Source organism: Mesorhizobium sp. MC2-1-1 (assembly GCF_057597255.1).
On sequence record NZ_CP195205.1, the window covers coordinates 2,153,146 to 2,169,220 of the forward strand.

Sequence of the window (16,075 nt, forward strand, 5' to 3'; positions counted from 1 at the left end):
GATATCAATGCTGACTACCGGCAACCAACTAAAAGCCGCGCGGGCGCTCGTCGGTATGGAGCAACAAGAAGCGGCGAACGCTGCAGGCGTTCATGTGAATACGATAAGGAGCATGGAGGCGGCCGGGGCGGCTCCCATCGCTGGTCGGGCTCAGAATGTCCACGCCGTCCAGCGCGCGCTCGAAGAAGCTGGCATTGAGTTCCTGAACCACGGGAGCCCCGGTGTAAGACTTCGGGCGAAGGGGTGAGACCTCGCTGCCGGGGCATACGCCCCGGCGTCCTATAAGAGCGGTCTATTGATAGGTTTTGCGATACCGCCGAGTCGTTTCGGCTAACACGAATGCCAGTATCGCCCTGTCTGGCGTACCGAGTTCGGCTTCTATGTCGCGCTGCTCTTCGAACGTTTCGGGCTCAAAGTCTGGATCGCCGTCCAGTTTGTCCAGGATGGTGATTAGGCGCTCGATGGTGGCTTCAAGGCGCCTTCTAAAGAACGCGCTCATTGGTCGGCCCACTCAATCTTGAGTTCCCCACCGAGCGCTTTGACTGCGCGGTGAATGTGTCTCGGGTGTATCCTCCTTTCTTTACAGGCCGTTCCAAAAATACGCCGCTTACCCAGAGACCGATCCAGTTCAACCAAGCTTATGTTAAGTTCAAATGCCCGGCGCCTAATCTGGTCAAGAAGACCGTTCCCGAGCACAACTGGCGGCCTCTTCGCCAGATTGATTTTTCGGTAATTCATGCGGTTGGCCACCGGTAATACGGTCAAGCCAAGCTCAGCGGCAATATCCTTGCGAGTGTGGCCAGCTGCCGCCATGCGTTGGAGCGTTTTGTCTTGGACGCCCGTCCAGATATTCTGGTCCTTCGGAGGGATCAATCCGCATCGTTTTGCCATATGCTGAAGCGCTCGCTCTGTCCTGTGCGGAAGAAGCCTTCGAAGTTTCTTTATATCAGGCCAGTGCTCTCGAAGAAGTTCGCTCTCGTTGAAAGTCCATGTGTTACCCATGCGAACAATGCGCGCTGGGCGCGGTTCAAAGGTGCCGTGCATCTTGATCTCCGGGCTGATGCCGCCTGCCCGACAGAAACGATGGCCCAAGCCCTGGGCACTTCCAATCAAGGATTTTCGCGATCCACTCATTGCACAGGTCGGTGGACGAGTAGCTTGAATTGAGCGATGAAATCTTATGTGAGTTGACGCTAGGGAAATCGATTGTCGTTCGTCCCGCTCTACACGCTGCAATCGGTCTCGCGATGCTCGCCAGCGCGGTCTGGTGCTACCGGCGGAGGGATACGGTTGGGATGGCCGCTTGCCTGATCATGACGGCACTTGCAATTGTGGCGCTGGTACTGCCGGCGCGGCCTTAGCCCGCGAGCCGGCAACAAAACGCAAGGGACACTGATCATGATCGACGCCTACACAAAGACTGTCCTAACCGTAATTGCTGCGGCGCTCTGCGCGATCACGGTTCACATGTGGGTGGGGCCTGCATCCGCGCAACTTGCAGGCCCAAGCTGCGGTGAAACATCCATGACCGCCTGCCACGTCGAGGTGGACAGCAGCAGCACGGTTGATGTCAACGTCCTCTCGATGCCCTAAGGGGGCGTCCACTCATCGAGGTAGAGACAGGATTTCCAACCGCACTGGCTCACCCCAGTCGCAGCTTGTGCAGAAGAGTGCACGCTCGACCGAATTGAATAACGCTGCCTTGCCATGTCGGCGGATTAACGCCTCGGGCTTCACCTGGGTATGATGTGAACAGTTCTTGCACCAGGCGCGCAGCGTGTGCCAAGTCCGCAGATCGCCAAGGGCGACGTCGAGGCCCGCATGGACGCTCCAATCGACGATGGTCTCGGGCGGAATCGTTGGCTTGCCAGGCGTCAGAAGCTTCTCCATCTGGTGTCCTGCATTGCGATGGATGAGCAGCGTGCCCGGCCGGCGCCGGATTGCCGCCTGCCATCCGGCTTGCGACACGATGAGGTCCGGCTAGCGTGAGATAGTTTCCACAAGTGCGGATTCGTCGCGCTCCCAGACCTGACCTTGAAATTGTCCTCCGCCGTTTTCCCCATAGCTCTGCCGTCGGACGCGTGGGCGCCCGCCTACCTCCTTCGATGTGCTGATCTCCCTGAATAGAGAACAAATTCCTAGCCAGTCAATGGCCCGCCTGACAATTTCGTTCTCATTCCGTTCACTGCCGGCAAAGGGGAGAAAGCTCATGAAGAAGCGCAAACGTCGACAGGGCTGCCTATAAGACAGCATGGAGACGATAGCGACTTGCGATTCGGCGACGGGCACATTCACGCTTGAGAAAGGTATATGGCGAGGAACGTTCCCGATAGCCGACCTGCCGAAGTGGCTGAACTTCTATCGTCAGCAGCAGGAACGATATCCAACGCATGCCGCTCAATACGCACCCGACGTGGAAGCGCTTGAGGCACTGCCGGCCGAACTCCTCAGCCTGTCGGGCTGTGGATAGTAACCGCCTATTCACCATGGCACGGCCTTCCCATTGCCGGTAAGCTCTACGCGGAACTTCATACTGGCATTGCCTAGTAACCGGGTGGCCAAGTTCACGCCCGGCACAACCCCATCTCGGCCGCCTGCCTTTTGACGGAGAACCGAAATAGCAGCGCTTCGGCAGGCGACAAACATGATCATCGTGCCGCCACGCATGTGCGCGGTCACGCCATCGCTTGTCGACGACCTAGCTGACGATCTGCGCGTTGCACTGCCAGGCTACCAATTCCTGATCGTATCCGATTACATTGGCCGGCAGAGCCATGACTATTTCGTGGAAGCGGATGGCGTGGTGCCTGATGCCGTAGTCGAAAAGCTGCAGGCTGTGCTGGCTCGGTACGGCGATAGCAACAAGACAATGCTGCGCTGAACAAAAGAAAAGCCCGCCGGCCGGAGCCTGCGGGCTTGCTACCCACTAGCACTGTCTATCAGGGCGGCGGTGGCGGAGTGGAACCGGCGGCCGCCACGACGCTGCCCAATCTCGCTCGCTTGAGCAAGGTTGCGTCTCATATGTCTTCTTCATCTGGAAACCCCGATTTTCAACGAGGGCTAACAAAGCGTGGAGGGTCGAGCCCGTTAAGGCGCAACCTGCGCGATTACACAGGTTGCCCTGCGCATTTATATCCACCAACCTCCGGCTGCATCCAACGAAGGAGATCACTTGCGATGGCCGGTACGAAGAAAACCATGAAGGCGAGCGACATCCCCGCTTTCGTTGACGCGGTGATCAAAGCCGGATGCGACATCTGCGCCATAGGCCATTTCGGATATGTCTTGGGCGATACCGATGGACACCTGGAGGACCACGAGGAACTCGATCGTATCGAGGAAGAGTTCGGAGATCGAGACTTCTTGCTCCCGGAAATCGTCGCCTACCTGCGCTCGATCGGTCGGTACCTGGACCCGGGCTCGCCAGCGACGCATTGGACCGAGAATTCGAGGCCGCAGTAGGGCCTCAGTCCGCCTTTTTCCGAAGTTGCAAAAATCAAGCCTTGAGCAGTTCCGCGATCACGCCATACCGTGCGCACCTATGATGCCGCTAAAAGCTTTTCGCGGCGGACTTACTCTCCGCTGAGGCCGGCGTCCAAACCCCAACGCCCCCCGCCCAACCTGGGCGCCGGCCTTACCTCTGTCGACCGACAAGCCTTACCAAAATCACAGTGGCTATCACCGAGAGCGAAGGAACGCCGCCAGCTCCGAAGGGCGACGATCACCTGCCTTTGGCCGGACCTTCAATCGTGCGGTGGTCGAATAGCGACAATGATCCGGGCAACAATCGTCAGAGCAAAAAGCATCAGAAATCCAAAACTAACTAGCGCGACTGATAACGGCAAAACCTCAAGAACCCGGTGCCAGCCCAGCCAGCTATGAGGCGTATAGACCCACGGCCAAAACGTTCCATTGGTAGTGAAGTATGGGTTTTGGAAACTACGGTGATGCTGTGCATATTCATCCACCCACACAAAGAGCTGCAAGGTGGGAACCTGGGCCCACACTCCGTCACGGATGTAATAAATCACCTGACCGACGAAAACCGCTGGGCCAGCCATAATACACAGGCTAATTGCCAGTCCAGTTGCTTTGTAAAAGTCTTCGCAGAATTCCCTAAAGCTCCCCACGTAACCTCCTGAGCGACCGGCTTCCACCCGGACGCTTATTCCCCCTAGGAGAATCCTTTCAGCGACGCGCAAAGGCGCAAGATGCCTCCTGGACTCGTCGCTGGCTTCAATCGATGCAAGAGCACATGCCAATCTCAACGGAAGGCGTGTTTTCGTTATTATCCACTCCGTCAACAAAGCCCCAGGAAGTAGGCGGTTAAGTAGCGCAAATTGACCAGGTTGAACTTGTATTCTTGCAGGTTCGCGCTGCAGCTCAGGTTGCCGGTAGGACCAGCGGTTGCGAAAACAGAGCCATCAGATACGCACGGCGCTTCGTCTCGCCCGAACGGTCTTACGGAAACTGAATATTGCATCGCCGGAGTTGCTTCATCGAACAGCTTCACCTCAGACATCCCGGCGGTCTTCACGCTAAGAACGAATTTGCTGTTCGAGGTGTTGAAGGTGGCCGATCGCCACTGCTTCGTTCCGCTGTCATAGGTCGCGCCGCCTGCGGCTTGGCCTATGCAAAGATAGCTCCCAGCGAACTTTCCTGATGTGTCCAAGAGGTCCTTAGCCACGCCGTGTGTCGTGGCGCATAGCAGAGCCGCCACCAAGGCAACCGCAGTTCTCATCATTATGCCTCCCGCTTCCGCTCCCAAATCAACCACCAGAGGGGACCGGCAGGCAACAAAAAAACCCACCGGCCCGAGCCAGCAGGCTTGATACCAGATGCCTCTGACTACAAGGTCAGCGGGGCGGTGGCGGAGCGGAAATGGTGGCTGGGCGGCGATATCCAGTTGGCGGAGGTTCGGGCTATTCATAGTAGCGGGCCAAGACTATCAAGTGTTGGCCGAATTCGATCATTGGAGCCACGTTTCCGTCGGCAACATTGATGTATCTCTTGCAGCAGCCGATGACATATTCATTTGGCAGCGCCCAGGGATTTAAGGCAAAAGCTTCGACGCTCGGAGCGTCGAGGTTAATTGGGTTGTGCAAAGCCTCCTGGTAGCTGTACGACATCGAACTGTCGAACAGGTCCTTGGCCTGTTCCATGTTTTCTGCTTCCAGATAGGAAAATACCTTCCTTCGAAATTCCACGACGCCGCGCATTGCCTGATGAAATTGCGGTGTTCCCGGCTCTGTCCGCTGGATCGCCTCGATCTGTTTTTTCAATGCCGCGGCGTCGCGCCCAATCCATGCGGCATACGGAAACGCCGCCCTACGTGCGCGCAGCCGGTCGCCGCGCAGGTTGAGCTTCATCAACTGATTGTGCCGACGTCTCTGGCCATCTTCCGCATTGTTCATCGCGTTGACCGTGATGAATGCTGCAGCCACCGCCAAAACGCCGGTAATGAGGGTTTGATATTCGTACACCCATTTGGTCTGGTGATCCAAATCCCCCCATGCCCGGCCGAAGATGAAGGCAACTACCGCGCACGTCACCGCGATGAACCAAGCGTCACTGCGTTGCATGAAAGCGCCCCTCCCGCCGCGATCCTAGCCAGCCAGCCCGCATTCGCAACACGTGCCGCACACGGTGCGTCCGAAGCTTGCGCTCGACAGCGACTAAAATCGTTTTCTCTTTGGACCTCTGCATATAGAAGCGTGTCGTGGCTTGTGTTGATCACTGCGGGCCTCTGGCGCGCTTGTCGTCAGCAATGGCTTGAACGGTGGCAGTCAGCGCCGCAACGGCATTGGACAGCCCGACAATGCTGTCCTGCACCCTATCGAGCCGAGTCAGCGTCGCGTTCTGGAACTTCTCACTTGAGACCGCGTCTTGCGCCTGCTTGGTTTCGACCGAGATCAGCCGGTCATTGACCTTCGTGGCCTGGTCGCTTGCCGCTGCTGCGGTTTTCTCGACAGTCGTTACTCTGTCATTGATGACGTCGAACTTGCCTTCAAGGTACTGGCCGCCCAGCCAAGCGATCAGTCCGATAATCGGCAACGAAAGCGCCATAGAAACCCGCGCTATCGCCTGGAGCAGGACGTTCTCAGCAATCTTTTGTGTGCCGTTTGACATCTCTTCATCCGCCATTTGCCCGAGCTGCCCTTCATGCACTGCTATGGTCTCCAGCCGCAAAGACGCTGGCCCTTCTCGTTATGAGCCAGGATCTCCGCAACTGATGCATAAGACAAAGCCGCAATCTCCGCTTTTGTCGGTCGAATAGGATGCTCGACGGCACAGAAAGAACCGCCGGACGTTTGGCAGGCCGCGAGCGCAACCAGGCTCACCACAGCTAGGACTTTGACCATGTGCTGAGCCTTCCCCGATTGTCGGCTGCGTTGCGGCCAGCCACGGCGTCGTCGATCCGCTGGCCTTCGGTGCGTGCGGAAGCGTCTGCCACGATCTGCTTATTACGCTCGGCAGCTGCACCCGAAAGGCGGCCATGCACCCAGGCACCGGCCGCCGCGATGATGCCAGCGCCAGTCGCAAGGACCGTGGGGTTGCTCAGCAGGAAGCCCATGAGCGCCATCATAGCAGCACCCCAAGAATGAGGCCGATCCCGAGGCCGATGGCCAGCATGGGCCACGATTGGCGAAGATAGGCGGCGAAGAGTTCGACGCGGCCTTCCATCTCACGAATCCTTCCCAAGGCTGGGATCGTTGCGGCGCCGCGCATATTCGAGCACCACACCGAAGACCAGGAGGTAGATTGGAACCCACTGCGGCGGCACGTAGCTTTGGAACAGACCGGGGTCCATCTTCAGGAAAACGCCGAGAACGACACCGACGAATACGTGCAGGCGAGCCAGAAGGATGGTCTCGCTATAGGCGAAGAAAGCTTTGATCTTGTCCCACATGTGATTTGCCTTTCAAAAGATGGAGGAGAGCCAGGCGGTGATGTCGTGCCACCAGTTCGCGAGCACGAGGATGAGTGCGCCGATGATGCCGATGGCGGCGGCCGGCTTAGCGGCAGGAGGCGCTGGGATCGGCACCCTGGGAGTGAGGACCGGAGGCAATCCTTGGCGCACAAGGGGCGGCTCGGATGCTTGCGCAGGCGGCACAGGAGTGACGGGCGGCGGTGCAGTCTGCACAGGAGCAGTAACTGGCGGGACGCTCGCTGGCGGACTCGCCTGAGGCTGTGCGGCCATCTTCAGCGCTTCCGCCCGCACCGAGGCAACGCGAGCGCCCCAGCCGCGGCCGAAGGTCGGCCATGTGGCAAGCCGTTCCAGGAATTTCAGCCGGGCATCGCAGAGCGTGTTTATCAGGTCGTCAGCCGACTTCGCACGCACTGCGGCAAGGGTCGCTGAGCCGATCTTGCCATCCTGGACAACGCCGACGCCACAAGCGGCCTGAAGGTACTTAACCGACCTTTCCGGGCCGCTGTTCACACTGAAATCCAGAACGGCGTAGTCCACGCCATCGGGGAGCTGGTCGCCCGATACGGCGTCCCAGTAGAATTTGCGGTAGACCGTCGCGAGCTGCGCGTCTGTGATGCGCCGCAGATCGTCCTTGGTGCCATTGGGATCGAGGTAGCGGCGGAAATTGGCCAGGGTGACGCCCTTCATGGTGGCACCGCCCGGGTCGGCGGGGTTGTCAGACCATCCGCCCTCGGATGTAAGGACGAGCGAAAGCGCCCGCGCGAAATTACGGTCCATGGTTGCCTCTTGGAATTTGTGAAAGTTACGGAGCGAGGATCACTGCCGGGTCGAGGTCGAGCGCAGTGATGAAGGTGACTGCCGCATGGTCGTCGCAATCAACATCCGGGTAGCCAGGCGCAAACCATTTCGCGAACAGCTCGGGGCTGGCCCAGAGGGAACTCTGCGCCTGCGCCATTTTGCCGGCCGAGATCACGCGGTCCATGACAACCGCTTTCGCCACTATCGGACTCGGCGGTTTCGGCGGCACATAGCCAGGAAACGCGGTCGCCAGTTGCGCATCTGTGGCATAATCAGGGAAAAGCACTTCCCCGGCCTGAACAGTATAATCTGGATCGACGGCACGCATTGACGCGCCATTATTAGAGTAGCAGAACACCGGACGTTGTCCTCTCATTGGAGAAACAAAAAATGCTGGAGGAGAGTGCCTTCGAATGCATGGTTCGTTGGCATCTATATCGGCGCTGGCACCGGCCGCCTCGTCGGCTTCGTCTCGGGGAATACAACTTCCATCAGATGATGAAGCGCGTTGCCAAAGGTGACCTCTTTGTCGATCTTGGTGCCAACGTTGGTGACGTTACGAGACAAGCTCTTCGCTATGGAATGAAGGTAATCGCCTTCGAGCCCGATCCAGTGGCTCGTCAGGTGCTATCTGACAGATTTCGCGGAGATGATCGGGTCACGATCATCGCCAAGGCAGTTGGGGCGGGCGCCCGAACTGCCACCTTCCACCAACAGCGCAACACCAACGAGGTTTGGCGAACCGAAGCGTCGTCACTGTATGTGAGCGACGGCCATTCTGGCGGCAACTCCTTCGAGGTCGAAGTCATCGATCTGGTCGATTTCCTGAGAAATCTCAAAGATCCGGTTTCAGTTCTAAAAATGGACATCGAGGGCGCGGAGGTCGAATGCATCGAGAGCATCATCGACTCCGGGGTTTACCGCTCGATAGGTCGGATCCTGGTTGAAACCCATGCCGAAATTTTCCCGGAGCTGGCAGATCGGACGAACGCGCTGCGCGAACGCATCCGGCACGATGAGATCACGAACATCGACCTCTCGTGGGTGTAGATCAGAGATTGTCATCATAACCGCCAGCAAAAAGCGCACCGCCAGCGCCGTCCGACACCCAAGCTATGTTGGTGCTCTCGAGAGCCATATCGACCACATCGAATGATGACGTGACGCCGCCCTGTATATAAACGGGCGGCGGGTTGCTCGGATTTGTTGCATAGCTTGCATATGAGGTATTTGGTGCAACAAGAACATTCGCGCCGCCGGCAGCGCCATTATAGTTCGCTATCGCATGAACCCTGATGGACGCCGCAGTCGGCGGGACGAAAGCACCGACCGCTACGCTGGCATATACTGGAGCGGTTGATGACCATGTCCCGGCGGCTCCGTTGGCCATCCGCGGAAGCGCCGTCGGATTTGTGCCAACGATGTATTGCACCCGGCGATCAAACTGAATCTTGAACCGCAGCTTCGAACCGCTGTCGTAGTAGATCACACCGACGCGAGCCTTGAAGGTATAGCCCGACGGCATTGTCGGCGCGGTCGACGAGAGCGAAAGCAGCGAGGCCAGCGTGTTGGTGGTGGGGTTATAGAGGACCCACTCATAGTACCAGGTCGAGGCGGCCATAGCGCCGGTATCGAGGCCATTGGCGCCGGCCGTTCCGGTCGCGTAAGACACGTTGACCGATGTGGCCCGATACGTGTTGCCGAGTGGGTCTTCAAGAACCAGCTGATCGGCAGTGATCGTGCTTGCCGTGATCGAAGTCGTGACAATCTTTAGGTTCTTGCGGGCGGTGTTGGTCGGAGAAGCCGCAACGACTTCCTCAACCCGCCACCCCGTCGATGCAATGTCATACCAGAGATTGACCGACTGGTTCGGCTGAAGAACGATCGGCGCATTGATCAGGAACCGGTTGGCCGCGAGCGAGCCCGCATTGTTGCCCAGAAGCGTGAAGTTCGCGGTGCCGATGTTGGTGAGGTAAAGGAACGTTCCGGTGCCGCCGGCGGCAAGACCGGTCAGGACCGAACCAGCAGCGTTAGGGGTCAGCCGCAGGACCGAGGCCGCCGCGAGGCCTGTTGGCGCGTAATCATTGGTGTTTCCGGCAGCGAGGGCGGCAGGCGAAATGATGCCGGTGAGCGCGAATGACCCGCTATCCGTGATCTGCGAAAAAGTGCTGGAAAGAGGCTGCCCGCTTGCCCGCTGGTAGCCGACGCAAGTCCAATTGCCGCCGCCAAGCGAGCGCATGACCACGGCGTCACCGGCCGCCGTGGTGATGTTCGCGGCACCCGGCAGGATGAGGCTCGTGGCGTTGTAGGTGAGCGTCAGCGCGCCAGCAAAGACTAGGACGCGCTCGGCGCCAGCCGGCAGCGTGCCGAATGAGGTGATCGCCGTCGTACCTGTGATGGTGACGAGCACGCCGGTCGCGGTAGAGAGATCGGTGGTCGCTGCCGATGCGATATTGGTGCTCTGCGTGTTCAGCGCGTCGTTGCCGCCGACAGCCGTGATTGCCGCTGTACCGCCTGCCGTGATCGGCCGGGCAGAGTTCAAATCGGCGAGCAGATCAGCCAGGAACGCATTGTAAGGCGCGGATGCAACTGTCGTGGTGGACACCGCATTGGTGTTCGGCGGCCACGACATCACGCCGCTTCCGTTGCGAGGCATCGGTTACCATCCTATGTTCTCTGGGAATTGGTGGGGAAGGACCGTGTTTCAGATCTTGCGCGTCGTCATCACTCTCGGGCTTTTCATCCCGATCATGTGGGCGTTCATGCACTTCGTCCGGCCATACACGGACATGGGATCAAGCTGGCTCTTACACCAATTTGGCTTCTGGCCGGCTGTCGCCATTATGCTTGGCGTACCGGCCTTGGTGGCTATTCTCGGCAAGGTTTTTGAACGCCCAGCCAATGCGCCGCCGTCACGGTTCGACTGGCTTCTCAAACGCCGGTATTAGGCGCGGGCCAAACCGAGCCGCCAGCGGCGCGAGAGCCCGCGAAACCGCCGCCGCTCCTAGACGAATAGCCGGTAGGTTGGGCCTGCCGCGCTCATAGGCCATGAGAGCATCAATCACATTCTGGCGCATCGGAGAAGTCAGCACATTGGCCACGCCCGAGCGTGCCAGTCCGGCCGATGCCTCCCGGGCGGAGTTGATCGCGTTCGTCACCATGCGGACGCCTCCGGCAGCGCCAAGCCCCAGCGCCTCGCCAACGTCTGGATGGCCGAAATAACCACCGGCGAGTTCGCCAAGCTTCGAACCGATAAAGGCGCTTGCCAGTTCGCCGCCATGACGCGCCGCGCCACCAATGGGCTGAGCGGTCGGGATATCGGCATCCGCAGCCGATGCCATTGCCGTCTTGGAATTGCCGAGCACGACATTATTGGTGCCCTGCATGGCAGCCTGGTTATCGATCTCCTTCAAGAGCGCGTCCGTCTGATCGCTGCCAATGACCTGACGCAGCTTTTGGACCGCATAGCCGTTGTCGTTGGCAAGCTTTGCTTTCACACCGGCGGCATCGGTGCGCGCCTGCCCCATCGTGTCTGCGAGCGCCTTGCGAGTGCCGAGCTGGAAGGCGCCTTTCTCAGGCTGCGACATGGTGCTAAGGCGCGATTCCAGCAGATCGGGATCGTAGACCTGGCCATCCGACTTGGACGCGAAGATCGATCGGCCGTTTTCAAAGGCGTTCTCAATCGACTTGTCCGACGCATATTGCGCGCGCGCGGTTGCATAGGCTGGATTGGACTGATCCATCGCATTGAGCAATTGAGTGCGTACGCCCCAGAGCGCCCGTGCTTTGGCATTGTCGCCAGAACGGAAGGCGGACGATGCCATGTCGTCGATCACGTCTTGCGCCCGGTGGAGGGTTTCCAATCCCATTCCGCCCTGGCGGTAGCCAGCGATATAGGTCCGCGCTTCTGTCAGGGCTTTCGAGATCGGATCATTGGCAACGCCAGACTGGAGCGGCGTCAAGGTCTGCTGACCGATATTGGCGATGATCGGGCGCACGTCTACCGGCTTGGGATTTGCAAAAGCGACGTCGTAATTTGCCTTCCCATTGGCACGCGTCGCGGCCTTCAGAGCGGCCATTTGTTGCGGCGCATTGATGTCCGGGCCGGCAGCGGCATCAACTGCGGCATTCATGCGCGGCCCCATCTGATCGGCGCGCGCGACGAGGTTCTGAGACATCTGCGGGCCGACTTCGGGGTATTGTGCAGCGAGCTTCACCGCCATGCCCTGGGCCGCTGGACCGGTATCGGCGAATGTCGCGCCCTGTCCCATATCCGCGACCTTCTGAACTGCACTTCCGACCGTATCGCCCTGCCGACTTAGATTGGAGGTGATGGATTGGGCGACAGGACCAGGAAGATCAGAGCCGTGGTTGAACCAGTAGAGCGCGTCGGCAACCTTTTGCGCGGCAGCAGACCCAACGCGGCCAACGAGTGACGCCATAGGCAATGCTGCAGCGCCACCGACGCCGCCCCAGCCTATTCCGTTCACAGTGACATTCGGATCGCCTCCGGAACGCGCGGCAGCGTCCGCGCCACCGAGTGCTGCGCCTGTGAGCGTCGAGAGGCCAGCACGCGTCATGACGCCGCCAGCACCCGCACCAAAAGCCTCGGGAGCGGCCGCAACTGCTGGCACGGTGCCCGCCACCGCTCCGGCGATATTTCCCGAGGTGGCGGAAAGAGGGTTTGCTTCCGATGCTCGGTCAAGCGCCTGCTGCGCCGCATATTTCTCATCGGCGAAGGGCGTCCCCTTCGAAACGGAGTTGAGATAGGCGCCGAAGATCCTCAGTTTTATCCAACAACTGCGGCCCGACAACCGGCACACCATTGAGCACGCCGGCAGCGAGCGCGCCAAGGGAGCCGGAAACACTAGACTGCGGCCGCGCGACGTTACCGGTGACGGGATCATAGCCGTCAACACCGGGCGGGACATATGTCGGCACGCCGGCCGGCTGGTTGATGCCCTGCATCGTCGCCGGGTCGATCACAAAGCCGGCGGGAGGCGGCGGCGGAGCGCCTTGGGCGCCCTGAAGGACGAAGCCGGGCGGCGGTGGCGGGATAACGTCGGTCATTGCACGGGCACCCAATTCGTGCCGTCCCATTCGACCGATTGGCCCTGCGCGTTGGTGGCGCGCGGACGCACTGCGGAGGACGCGCCATTGGCACCAGGCGTCTGCAGATCCTTCAGCTTCACGTCCTGCGTAAGATCCTGGCCGGTGATCGGGTCGGTGATGTGGTGGCCGGCATCATAATCGCGGATGATTCTGCTCGATCTGGGCCGGATTGACCTTTCTGCCCGATGCAACGGCGCTCGCCGTCGCCGAACGGATGGCCTGACCGACCTCGATATTGCGCTGAAGCACCTGGGATTGAATGCCGAGAAGGCGTTCGTTGCCCTGCGGCGACATCTCCAGGCCGGGATTTGCCGCCAGATAATTCTTCATCTCGAAGTTTGTGACGCGCGCGCCGGCCGCAGACTTAGCCTGAGCCCCCGCCATCTGACGGTTGAACTTCGACAGGAATTCCTTGTCGGAGATGTCGAACGGCTGATCGATGCCGAGCGCATTGGCGCCCGAGTTGACCGCCGACTGAAGCTTCATGATCTCCGGCTGAAGCATGCCAGTCGTGCCGCCATTCTGCTTGATCTGCTGGACCGCCGCCTGCATAGCGTGGACATCGCGCAACTGCTCCTGAGCGGCTTCGACGCCGCTTTCCAGCGCCATATGCGGGCCGGACAGCCCCTTCGCCATCTCGTCGGAATATTGCGACTGCGGCTGGCCGGTGTTCACAGTCACGCCGGTGCTCACCATCTTGCCATCCGGGCCAATCTGGATCGGCGTGTCGAGCGGCAGGCCGGCCGCCTGCTTTTCATCCGTCGTCATGAAGCGGTAGGGAAGCTGGCCGGTGTTGTTGCCGCCAATCTGCTGGCCCGTCATTGGATCAACGAGACGCTGATCGTAGCCCATGGCGACCGGTGGCTTGATGCCCTTGATGGTGCCGACCTGGCGCCCGGTGATGCTATCGACTTCGGCGGTCGAGCCGTCGCCTAGCGGAACCATCTCGATCTTGTGCGGCGTTATGCGCGCGGAAAGCATCGCGCCCAGGATCTGCTGTTGCTGCGGCGTCGCCCACGGATTGCTCAGCGCACGCATCAGTGCAGGTGTCGTCATGTCCTGGCCAGGCTGGATGACATCGGAAGTGCCGCCAGCCATAGCGGGCAGACTCGGATCACCGCCCTGAAGCGCCTGCGCGACCTTCTGGACACCCGGAGACACCGGAGCGGCCTGTTGAGGCTGCGAAGATCCAGCAAGCGCCTGCGTGACCGGAGAAGGTTGCGCGGAGGGCGCGGGCGGGTTTGCCGCAGCGAGCGCCTGGACGACGCTGCCTGGGCCTGACAACGAATGCGGATCGATCAAAAGCTGCTGGCCGGCCGCCGACATCGGCACCGAGCCCGAAACGGTCGGAACCGTTGTGACCGGCGACGGGCGGCCCTGCGGTACTGGAGCTTGCGACGGCAGATCGGGCGCGCCGGCATCGGCCGGCAGGCCAGCGCTCGGATCGAGGCTGGCGACCTGTGCAGGCGGCGTCTGGCCACTGGCGGCCGCATTGGCACCGCTGGCGGCCGGCGTCGCGCCTGCCCCGCCATAATTCAGCTTCTGATACGCCAGCGAATTGGCGAGACGCGTTCCCTCACCGCCCTTGTCGTAGGGGCTGCCGTAGGCAATGAACGTCTTCAGCGCCGCGTTTGCCGATGGGATGTCGTTGGCTGCCATGAAGGCTTGGCCGCCCGCATGGCTCTTCAGTTCATTGACGTAGAAATCCATCTGGGTTTCAGGGTCATTGACGCTGCGGCCGGTCTGCTGTGCGAACTGACGAAGGGCGTCGGCGCGGCCAAGGCGCCACTGATCGAGGCCGATAGCGCCTTCCCCGGGATTGACGGCGCCCGGATTGAGTTCGCTTTCCTGCTTCCAGTTGCCGAGCGTGGCATAGGCCTGCGCGTCATTGAGACCACGAGCCTTCAAACCAGCATAGATGGTATGCGGGTCAACCGAGCCAGCCGCGGTCTTGCTCACATCCACAGACGGCGATGAGCCGTCGGACGGCGCTGCGTTCGCCGCGCTGCCCGGCGCCGGCGGAAAGGCGCCTCCGCCAGAAATCGCGCTGTTGAAATCGCCCTGTGCGGAGGCCATGCCCGCCCGCTCGGCCGCATCGGCGCGCCGGTTCAGCACGTTCTCCACAATGCCATCGCCAAGGGCGTTCAGGCCCTCGCCGACATTGCGCGGCGCGCGTTGCGACTCCATGAGCGCCTGCACAATGGCGCGCTGGCGCGCGACTGTAGCCGGCGTCTGGGCCTGATTGGCGTCGAAGATGAATGAAAGGGCCATGGATCAGGCTCCCAGCAGCAGCGCTTTGCCGTAGTCGACCTGGCGATAGCCGTCAGGACGCCGCGAAACAGCCTCTGGAACGACCTTCTCGACCTCGTTGGCCATGAGACCCAGCCGCATCGGCGCTTCCTTAGCTTCGCCCTTGTAGTGGAACTTCCACAGGCCCATCTCGGGCGTGATGTCAGCGATGCGCTCCTTGTCCTTCTTGGCATCCGGATCGGACAGGCTGATGATCTTGCCTCCGAGGCCGAACAGGCCTCCGAGCAACCCTTGCGATTGGGCCATCTGCGTGTTGTAGGCGCCGAGCTTGTCCTGATAATTCTGCTGGATCAGGCCCGCGACATCCGTGGTCGGGATCGTGCTCTGGTTGAAATTCGCCGGCTGCGGGCCGGCTACCTGTGAGCCAGACAGAAGCGCCGTGATTTCGTTGATCGGCTGGTTGCGGATCGTCTGCGCTTCGTTGAAGGCCTGCCCGTGACCCTGCAGGATCAACTGGTCATAGGCGTCATTGTCAGCCTGCGACTGCTGAGTCATCGCCCGGTCATAGGCGGAAGAGCCAAGCTGAATGCCTTGATCGGCCAATTGCGTGGCCAGCGCATCGTGCTGGTGTTGGATGATCGGGTCGAGCCGCTCCCGGCCGAGCTGCAACAGCCGCGATTCCGTCGCGTCGTTCGAGCCGTCGAACGGCTTCGACATATAGTCCTTCAGGAAGCCCGATTGAGAATTCGCAAGCTCCCCAAGGTTGAGCTGCGCGGCGTCGGTCTGGTTCTTGATCGCCTGCCCGGTCGGCGAAAGCGTCTGCGTCGCCGTGAATGTCGGGATATCGTAGCTTTTGCCCGTATAGGGGTCGTTCCAGGTATGGCTGCCGGTCTGATTATAGGTAATCGAGCCGTTCGGCGTGGCCTGGTTCGCGTTGTTCATGAACGCGTTAGCAATCGCGGTGCCAACGTTCGTCGATGTCGA

At 60.3% G+C, this 16,075-nt stretch carries 22 protein-coding genes; 5 read left to right on the forward strand and 17 right to left on the reverse strand.

All coding sequences use genetic code 11. The annotated features are described in order from the left end of the window. Positions 1-28: 28 nt before the first annotated feature. The 3 genes from ACR64R_RS10850 to ACR64R_RS10860 form a co-directional block, all read right to left on the reverse strand. Positions 29-211 carry a hypothetical protein gene (locus tag ACR64R_RS10850; RefSeq protein WP_487361621.1) on the reverse strand — a complete coding sequence of 61 codons (183 nt, stop codon included), beginning with the start codon at positions 209-211 and terminating at the stop codon, positions 29-31. Between the two features lie 81 nt (positions 212-292). Further along, positions 293-499, reverse strand: a complete 207-nt coding sequence (locus ACR64R_RS10855) for a hypothetical protein (RefSeq protein WP_487361622.1) — start codon at positions 497-499, stop codon at positions 293-295. Further along, entirely contained in the window at positions 496-1,044 is a 549-nt protein-coding gene (locus tag ACR64R_RS10860; protein WP_487361623.1) for a hypothetical protein, read from the reverse strand. The genes ACR64R_RS10855 and ACR64R_RS10860 overlap by 4 nt, the downstream gene beginning before the upstream one ends. Before the next feature lie 354 nt (positions 1,045-1,398). Between ACR64R_RS10860 and ACR64R_RS10865 the strand changes: the two genes are divergently transcribed. Further along, positions 1,399-1,593, forward strand: a complete 195-nt coding sequence (locus ACR64R_RS10865) for a hypothetical protein (protein ID WP_487361624.1) — start codon at positions 1,399-1,401, stop codon at positions 1,591-1,593. Positions 1,594-1,605: 12 nt separating this feature from the next. Here ACR64R_RS10865 and ACR64R_RS10870 read toward each other — a convergent pair whose 3' ends face one another. Further along, entirely contained in the window at positions 1,606-1,890 is a 285-nt protein-coding gene (locus ACR64R_RS10870) for a hypothetical protein (protein WP_487361625.1), read from the reverse strand. A gap of 754 nt (positions 1,891-2,644) precedes the next feature. Here ACR64R_RS10870 and ACR64R_RS10875 point away from each other — a divergent pair. Continuing rightward, positions 2,645-2,881, forward strand: a complete 237-nt coding sequence (locus ACR64R_RS10875) for a hypothetical protein (protein WP_487361626.1) — start codon at positions 2,645-2,647, stop codon at positions 2,879-2,881. Between the two features lie 296 nt (positions 2,882-3,177). Further along, the gene (locus ACR64R_RS10880) at positions 3,178-3,462 is read left to right on the forward strand and encodes a hypothetical protein (RefSeq protein WP_487361627.1); all 285 of its coding nucleotides are present in this window, start codon (positions 3,178-3,180) and stop codon (positions 3,460-3,462) included. A gap of 281 nt (positions 3,463-3,743) precedes the next feature. On the opposite strand, the gene ACR64R_RS10885 is transcribed toward ACR64R_RS10880, so the two are convergent. The 8 genes from ACR64R_RS10885 to ACR64R_RS10920 form a co-directional block, all read right to left on the reverse strand. Then, the gene (locus tag ACR64R_RS10885; protein ID WP_487361628.1) at positions 3,744-4,130 is read right to left on the reverse strand and encodes a hypothetical protein; all 387 of its coding nucleotides are present in this window, start codon (positions 4,128-4,130) and stop codon (positions 3,744-3,746) included. 170 nt (positions 4,131-4,300) lie between these two features. Continuing rightward, complete coding sequence (locus ACR64R_RS10890; protein WP_487361629.1) at positions 4,301-4,744, reverse strand: hypothetical protein; 444 nt, start codon at positions 4,742-4,744, stop codon at positions 4,301-4,303. Between the two features lie 178 nt (positions 4,745-4,922). Then, complete coding sequence (locus ACR64R_RS10895; RefSeq protein WP_487361630.1) at positions 4,923-5,582, reverse strand: hypothetical protein; 660 nt, start codon at positions 5,580-5,582, stop codon at positions 4,923-4,925. A 151-nt stretch (positions 5,583-5,733) separates the two neighbouring features. Continuing rightward, a complete protein-coding gene (locus ACR64R_RS10900; RefSeq protein WP_487361631.1) occupies positions 5,734-6,168 on the reverse strand; it encodes a hypothetical protein in 435 nt (144 codons plus the stop codon). Between the two features lie 178 nt (positions 6,169-6,346). Then, the gene (locus ACR64R_RS10905; RefSeq protein WP_487361632.1) at positions 6,347-6,586 is read right to left on the reverse strand and encodes a hypothetical protein; all 240 of its coding nucleotides are present in this window, start codon (positions 6,584-6,586) and stop codon (positions 6,347-6,349) included. A 99-nt stretch (positions 6,587-6,685) separates the two neighbouring features. Further along, positions 6,686-6,910 (reverse strand): hypothetical protein, encoded by a 225-nt coding sequence (locus tag ACR64R_RS10910; protein WP_487361633.1) that lies wholly within the window; start codon positions 6,908-6,910, stop codon positions 6,686-6,688. 12 nt (positions 6,911-6,922) lie between these two features. After that, positions 6,923-7,708 (reverse strand): glycoside hydrolase family 108 protein, encoded by a 786-nt coding sequence (locus ACR64R_RS10915; protein WP_487361634.1) that lies wholly within the window; start codon positions 7,706-7,708, stop codon positions 6,923-6,925. Positions 7,709-7,733: 25 nt separating this feature from the next. Beyond that, the gene (locus ACR64R_RS10920) at positions 7,734-8,057 is read right to left on the reverse strand and encodes a hypothetical protein (protein WP_487361635.1); all 324 of its coding nucleotides are present in this window, start codon (positions 8,055-8,057) and stop codon (positions 7,734-7,736) included. A gap of 62 nt (positions 8,058-8,119) precedes the next feature. On the opposite strand from ACR64R_RS10920, the gene ACR64R_RS10925 reads away from it, so the two are divergent. Beyond that, complete coding sequence (locus tag ACR64R_RS10925; RefSeq protein ID WP_487361636.1) at positions 8,120-8,779, forward strand: FkbM family methyltransferase; 660 nt, start codon at positions 8,120-8,122, stop codon at positions 8,777-8,779. A 1-nt stretch (position 8,780) separates the two neighbouring features. Here the strand turns inward: ACR64R_RS10925 and ACR64R_RS10930 are convergent, their stop codons facing one another. Continuing rightward, complete coding sequence (locus tag ACR64R_RS10930) at positions 8,781-10,385, reverse strand: hypothetical protein (protein WP_487361637.1); 1,605 nt, start codon at positions 10,383-10,385, stop codon at positions 8,781-8,783. Positions 10,386-10,428: 43 nt separating this feature from the next. Here ACR64R_RS10930 and ACR64R_RS10935 point away from each other — a divergent pair, with 43 nt between their 5' ends. Next, complete coding sequence (locus ACR64R_RS10935; RefSeq protein ID WP_487361638.1) at positions 10,429-10,677, forward strand: hypothetical protein; 249 nt, start codon at positions 10,429-10,431, stop codon at positions 10,675-10,677. Here ACR64R_RS10935 and ACR64R_RS10940 read toward each other — a convergent pair. From ACR64R_RS10940 to ACR64R_RS10955, 4 genes are all read right to left on the reverse strand, one after another. Then, entirely contained in the window at positions 10,642-12,543 is a 1,902-nt protein-coding gene (locus tag ACR64R_RS10940; RefSeq protein WP_487361639.1) for a hypothetical protein, read from the reverse strand. The two genes, ACR64R_RS10935 and ACR64R_RS10940, sit on opposite strands and share 36 nt — an antisense overlap. Next, positions 12,458-12,799 (reverse strand): hypothetical protein, encoded by a 342-nt coding sequence (locus ACR64R_RS10945; protein WP_487361640.1) that lies wholly within the window; start codon positions 12,797-12,799, stop codon positions 12,458-12,460. The genes ACR64R_RS10940 and ACR64R_RS10945 overlap by 86 nt, the downstream gene beginning before the upstream one ends. Positions 12,800-12,973: 174 nt before the next feature. Beyond that, positions 12,974-15,112, reverse strand: coding sequence for a phage tail tip lysozyme (locus ACR64R_RS10950; protein WP_487361641.1), 2,139 nt, complete (start codon positions 15,110-15,112; stop codon positions 12,974-12,976). 3 nt (positions 15,113-15,115) lie between these two features. Then, the gene (locus tag ACR64R_RS10955) at positions 15,116-16,033 is read right to left on the reverse strand and encodes a tail fiber domain-containing protein (RefSeq protein ID WP_487361642.1); all 918 of its coding nucleotides are present in this window, start codon (positions 16,031-16,033) and stop codon (positions 15,116-15,118) included. Between the last annotated feature and the right edge of the window lie 42 nt (positions 16,034-16,075).

Bases quoted from the DNA above. Each gene is read 5' to 3' on its own strand.
- ACR64R_RS10950 (WP_487361641.1), bottom strand. From the start codon at position 15,112: ATGGCCCTTTCATTCATCTTCGACGCCAATCAGGCCCAGACGCCGGCT.
- ACR64R_RS10915 (WP_487361634.1), bottom strand. From the start codon at position 7,708: ATGGACCGTAATTTCGCGCGGGCGCTTTCGCTCGTCCTTACATCCGAG.
- ACR64R_RS10860 (WP_487361623.1), bottom strand. From the start codon at position 1,044: ATGCACGGCACCTTTGAACCGCGCCCAGCGCGCATTGTTCGCATGGGT.
- ACR64R_RS10910 (WP_487361633.1), bottom strand. From the start codon at position 6,910: ATGTGGGACAAGATCAAAGCTTTCTTCGCCTATAGCGAGACCATCCTT.
- ACR64R_RS10925 (WP_487361636.1), top strand. From the start codon at position 8,120: ATGCTGGAGGAGAGTGCCTTCGAATGCATGGTTCGTTGGCATCTATAT.
- ACR64R_RS10955 (WP_487361642.1), bottom strand. From the start codon at position 16,033: ATGAACAACGCGAACCAGGCCACGCCGAACGGCTCGATTACCTATAAT.
- ACR64R_RS10855 (WP_487361622.1), bottom strand. From the start codon at position 499: ATGAGCGCGTTCTTTAGAAGGCGCCTTGAAGCCACCATCGAGCGCCTA.
- ACR64R_RS10865 (WP_487361624.1), top strand. From the start codon at position 1,399: ATGATCGACGCCTACACAAAGACTGTCCTAACCGTAATTGCTGCGGCG.
- ACR64R_RS10930 (WP_487361637.1), bottom strand. From the start codon at position 10,385: ATGCCTCGCAACGGAAGCGGCGTGATGTCGTGGCCGCCGAACACCAAT.
- ACR64R_RS10920 (WP_487361635.1), bottom strand. From the start codon at position 8,057: ATGCGTGCCGTCGATCCAGATTATACTGTTCAGGCCGGGGAAGTGCTT.
- ACR64R_RS10905 (WP_487361632.1), bottom strand. From the start codon at position 6,586: ATGATGGCGCTCATGGGCTTCCTGCTGAGCAACCCCACGGTCCTTGCG.
- ACR64R_RS10880 (WP_487361627.1), top strand. From the start codon at position 3,178: ATGGCCGGTACGAAGAAAACCATGAAGGCGAGCGACATCCCCGCTTTC.
- ACR64R_RS10945 (WP_487361640.1), bottom strand. From the start codon at position 12,799: ATGACCGACGTTATCCCGCCACCGCCGCCCGGCTTCGTCCTTCAGGGC.
- ACR64R_RS10875 (WP_487361626.1), top strand. From the start codon at position 2,645: ATGATCATCGTGCCGCCACGCATGTGCGCGGTCACGCCATCGCTTGTC.
- ACR64R_RS10890 (WP_487361629.1), bottom strand. From the start codon at position 4,744: ATGATGAGAACTGCGGTTGCCTTGGTGGCGGCTCTGCTATGCGCCACG.
- ACR64R_RS10870 (WP_487361625.1), bottom strand. From the start codon at position 1,890: ATGGAGAAGCTTCTGACGCCTGGCAAGCCAACGATTCCGCCCGAGACC.
- ACR64R_RS10895 (WP_487361630.1), bottom strand. From the start codon at position 5,582: ATGCAACGCAGTGACGCTTGGTTCATCGCGGTGACGTGCGCGGTAGTT.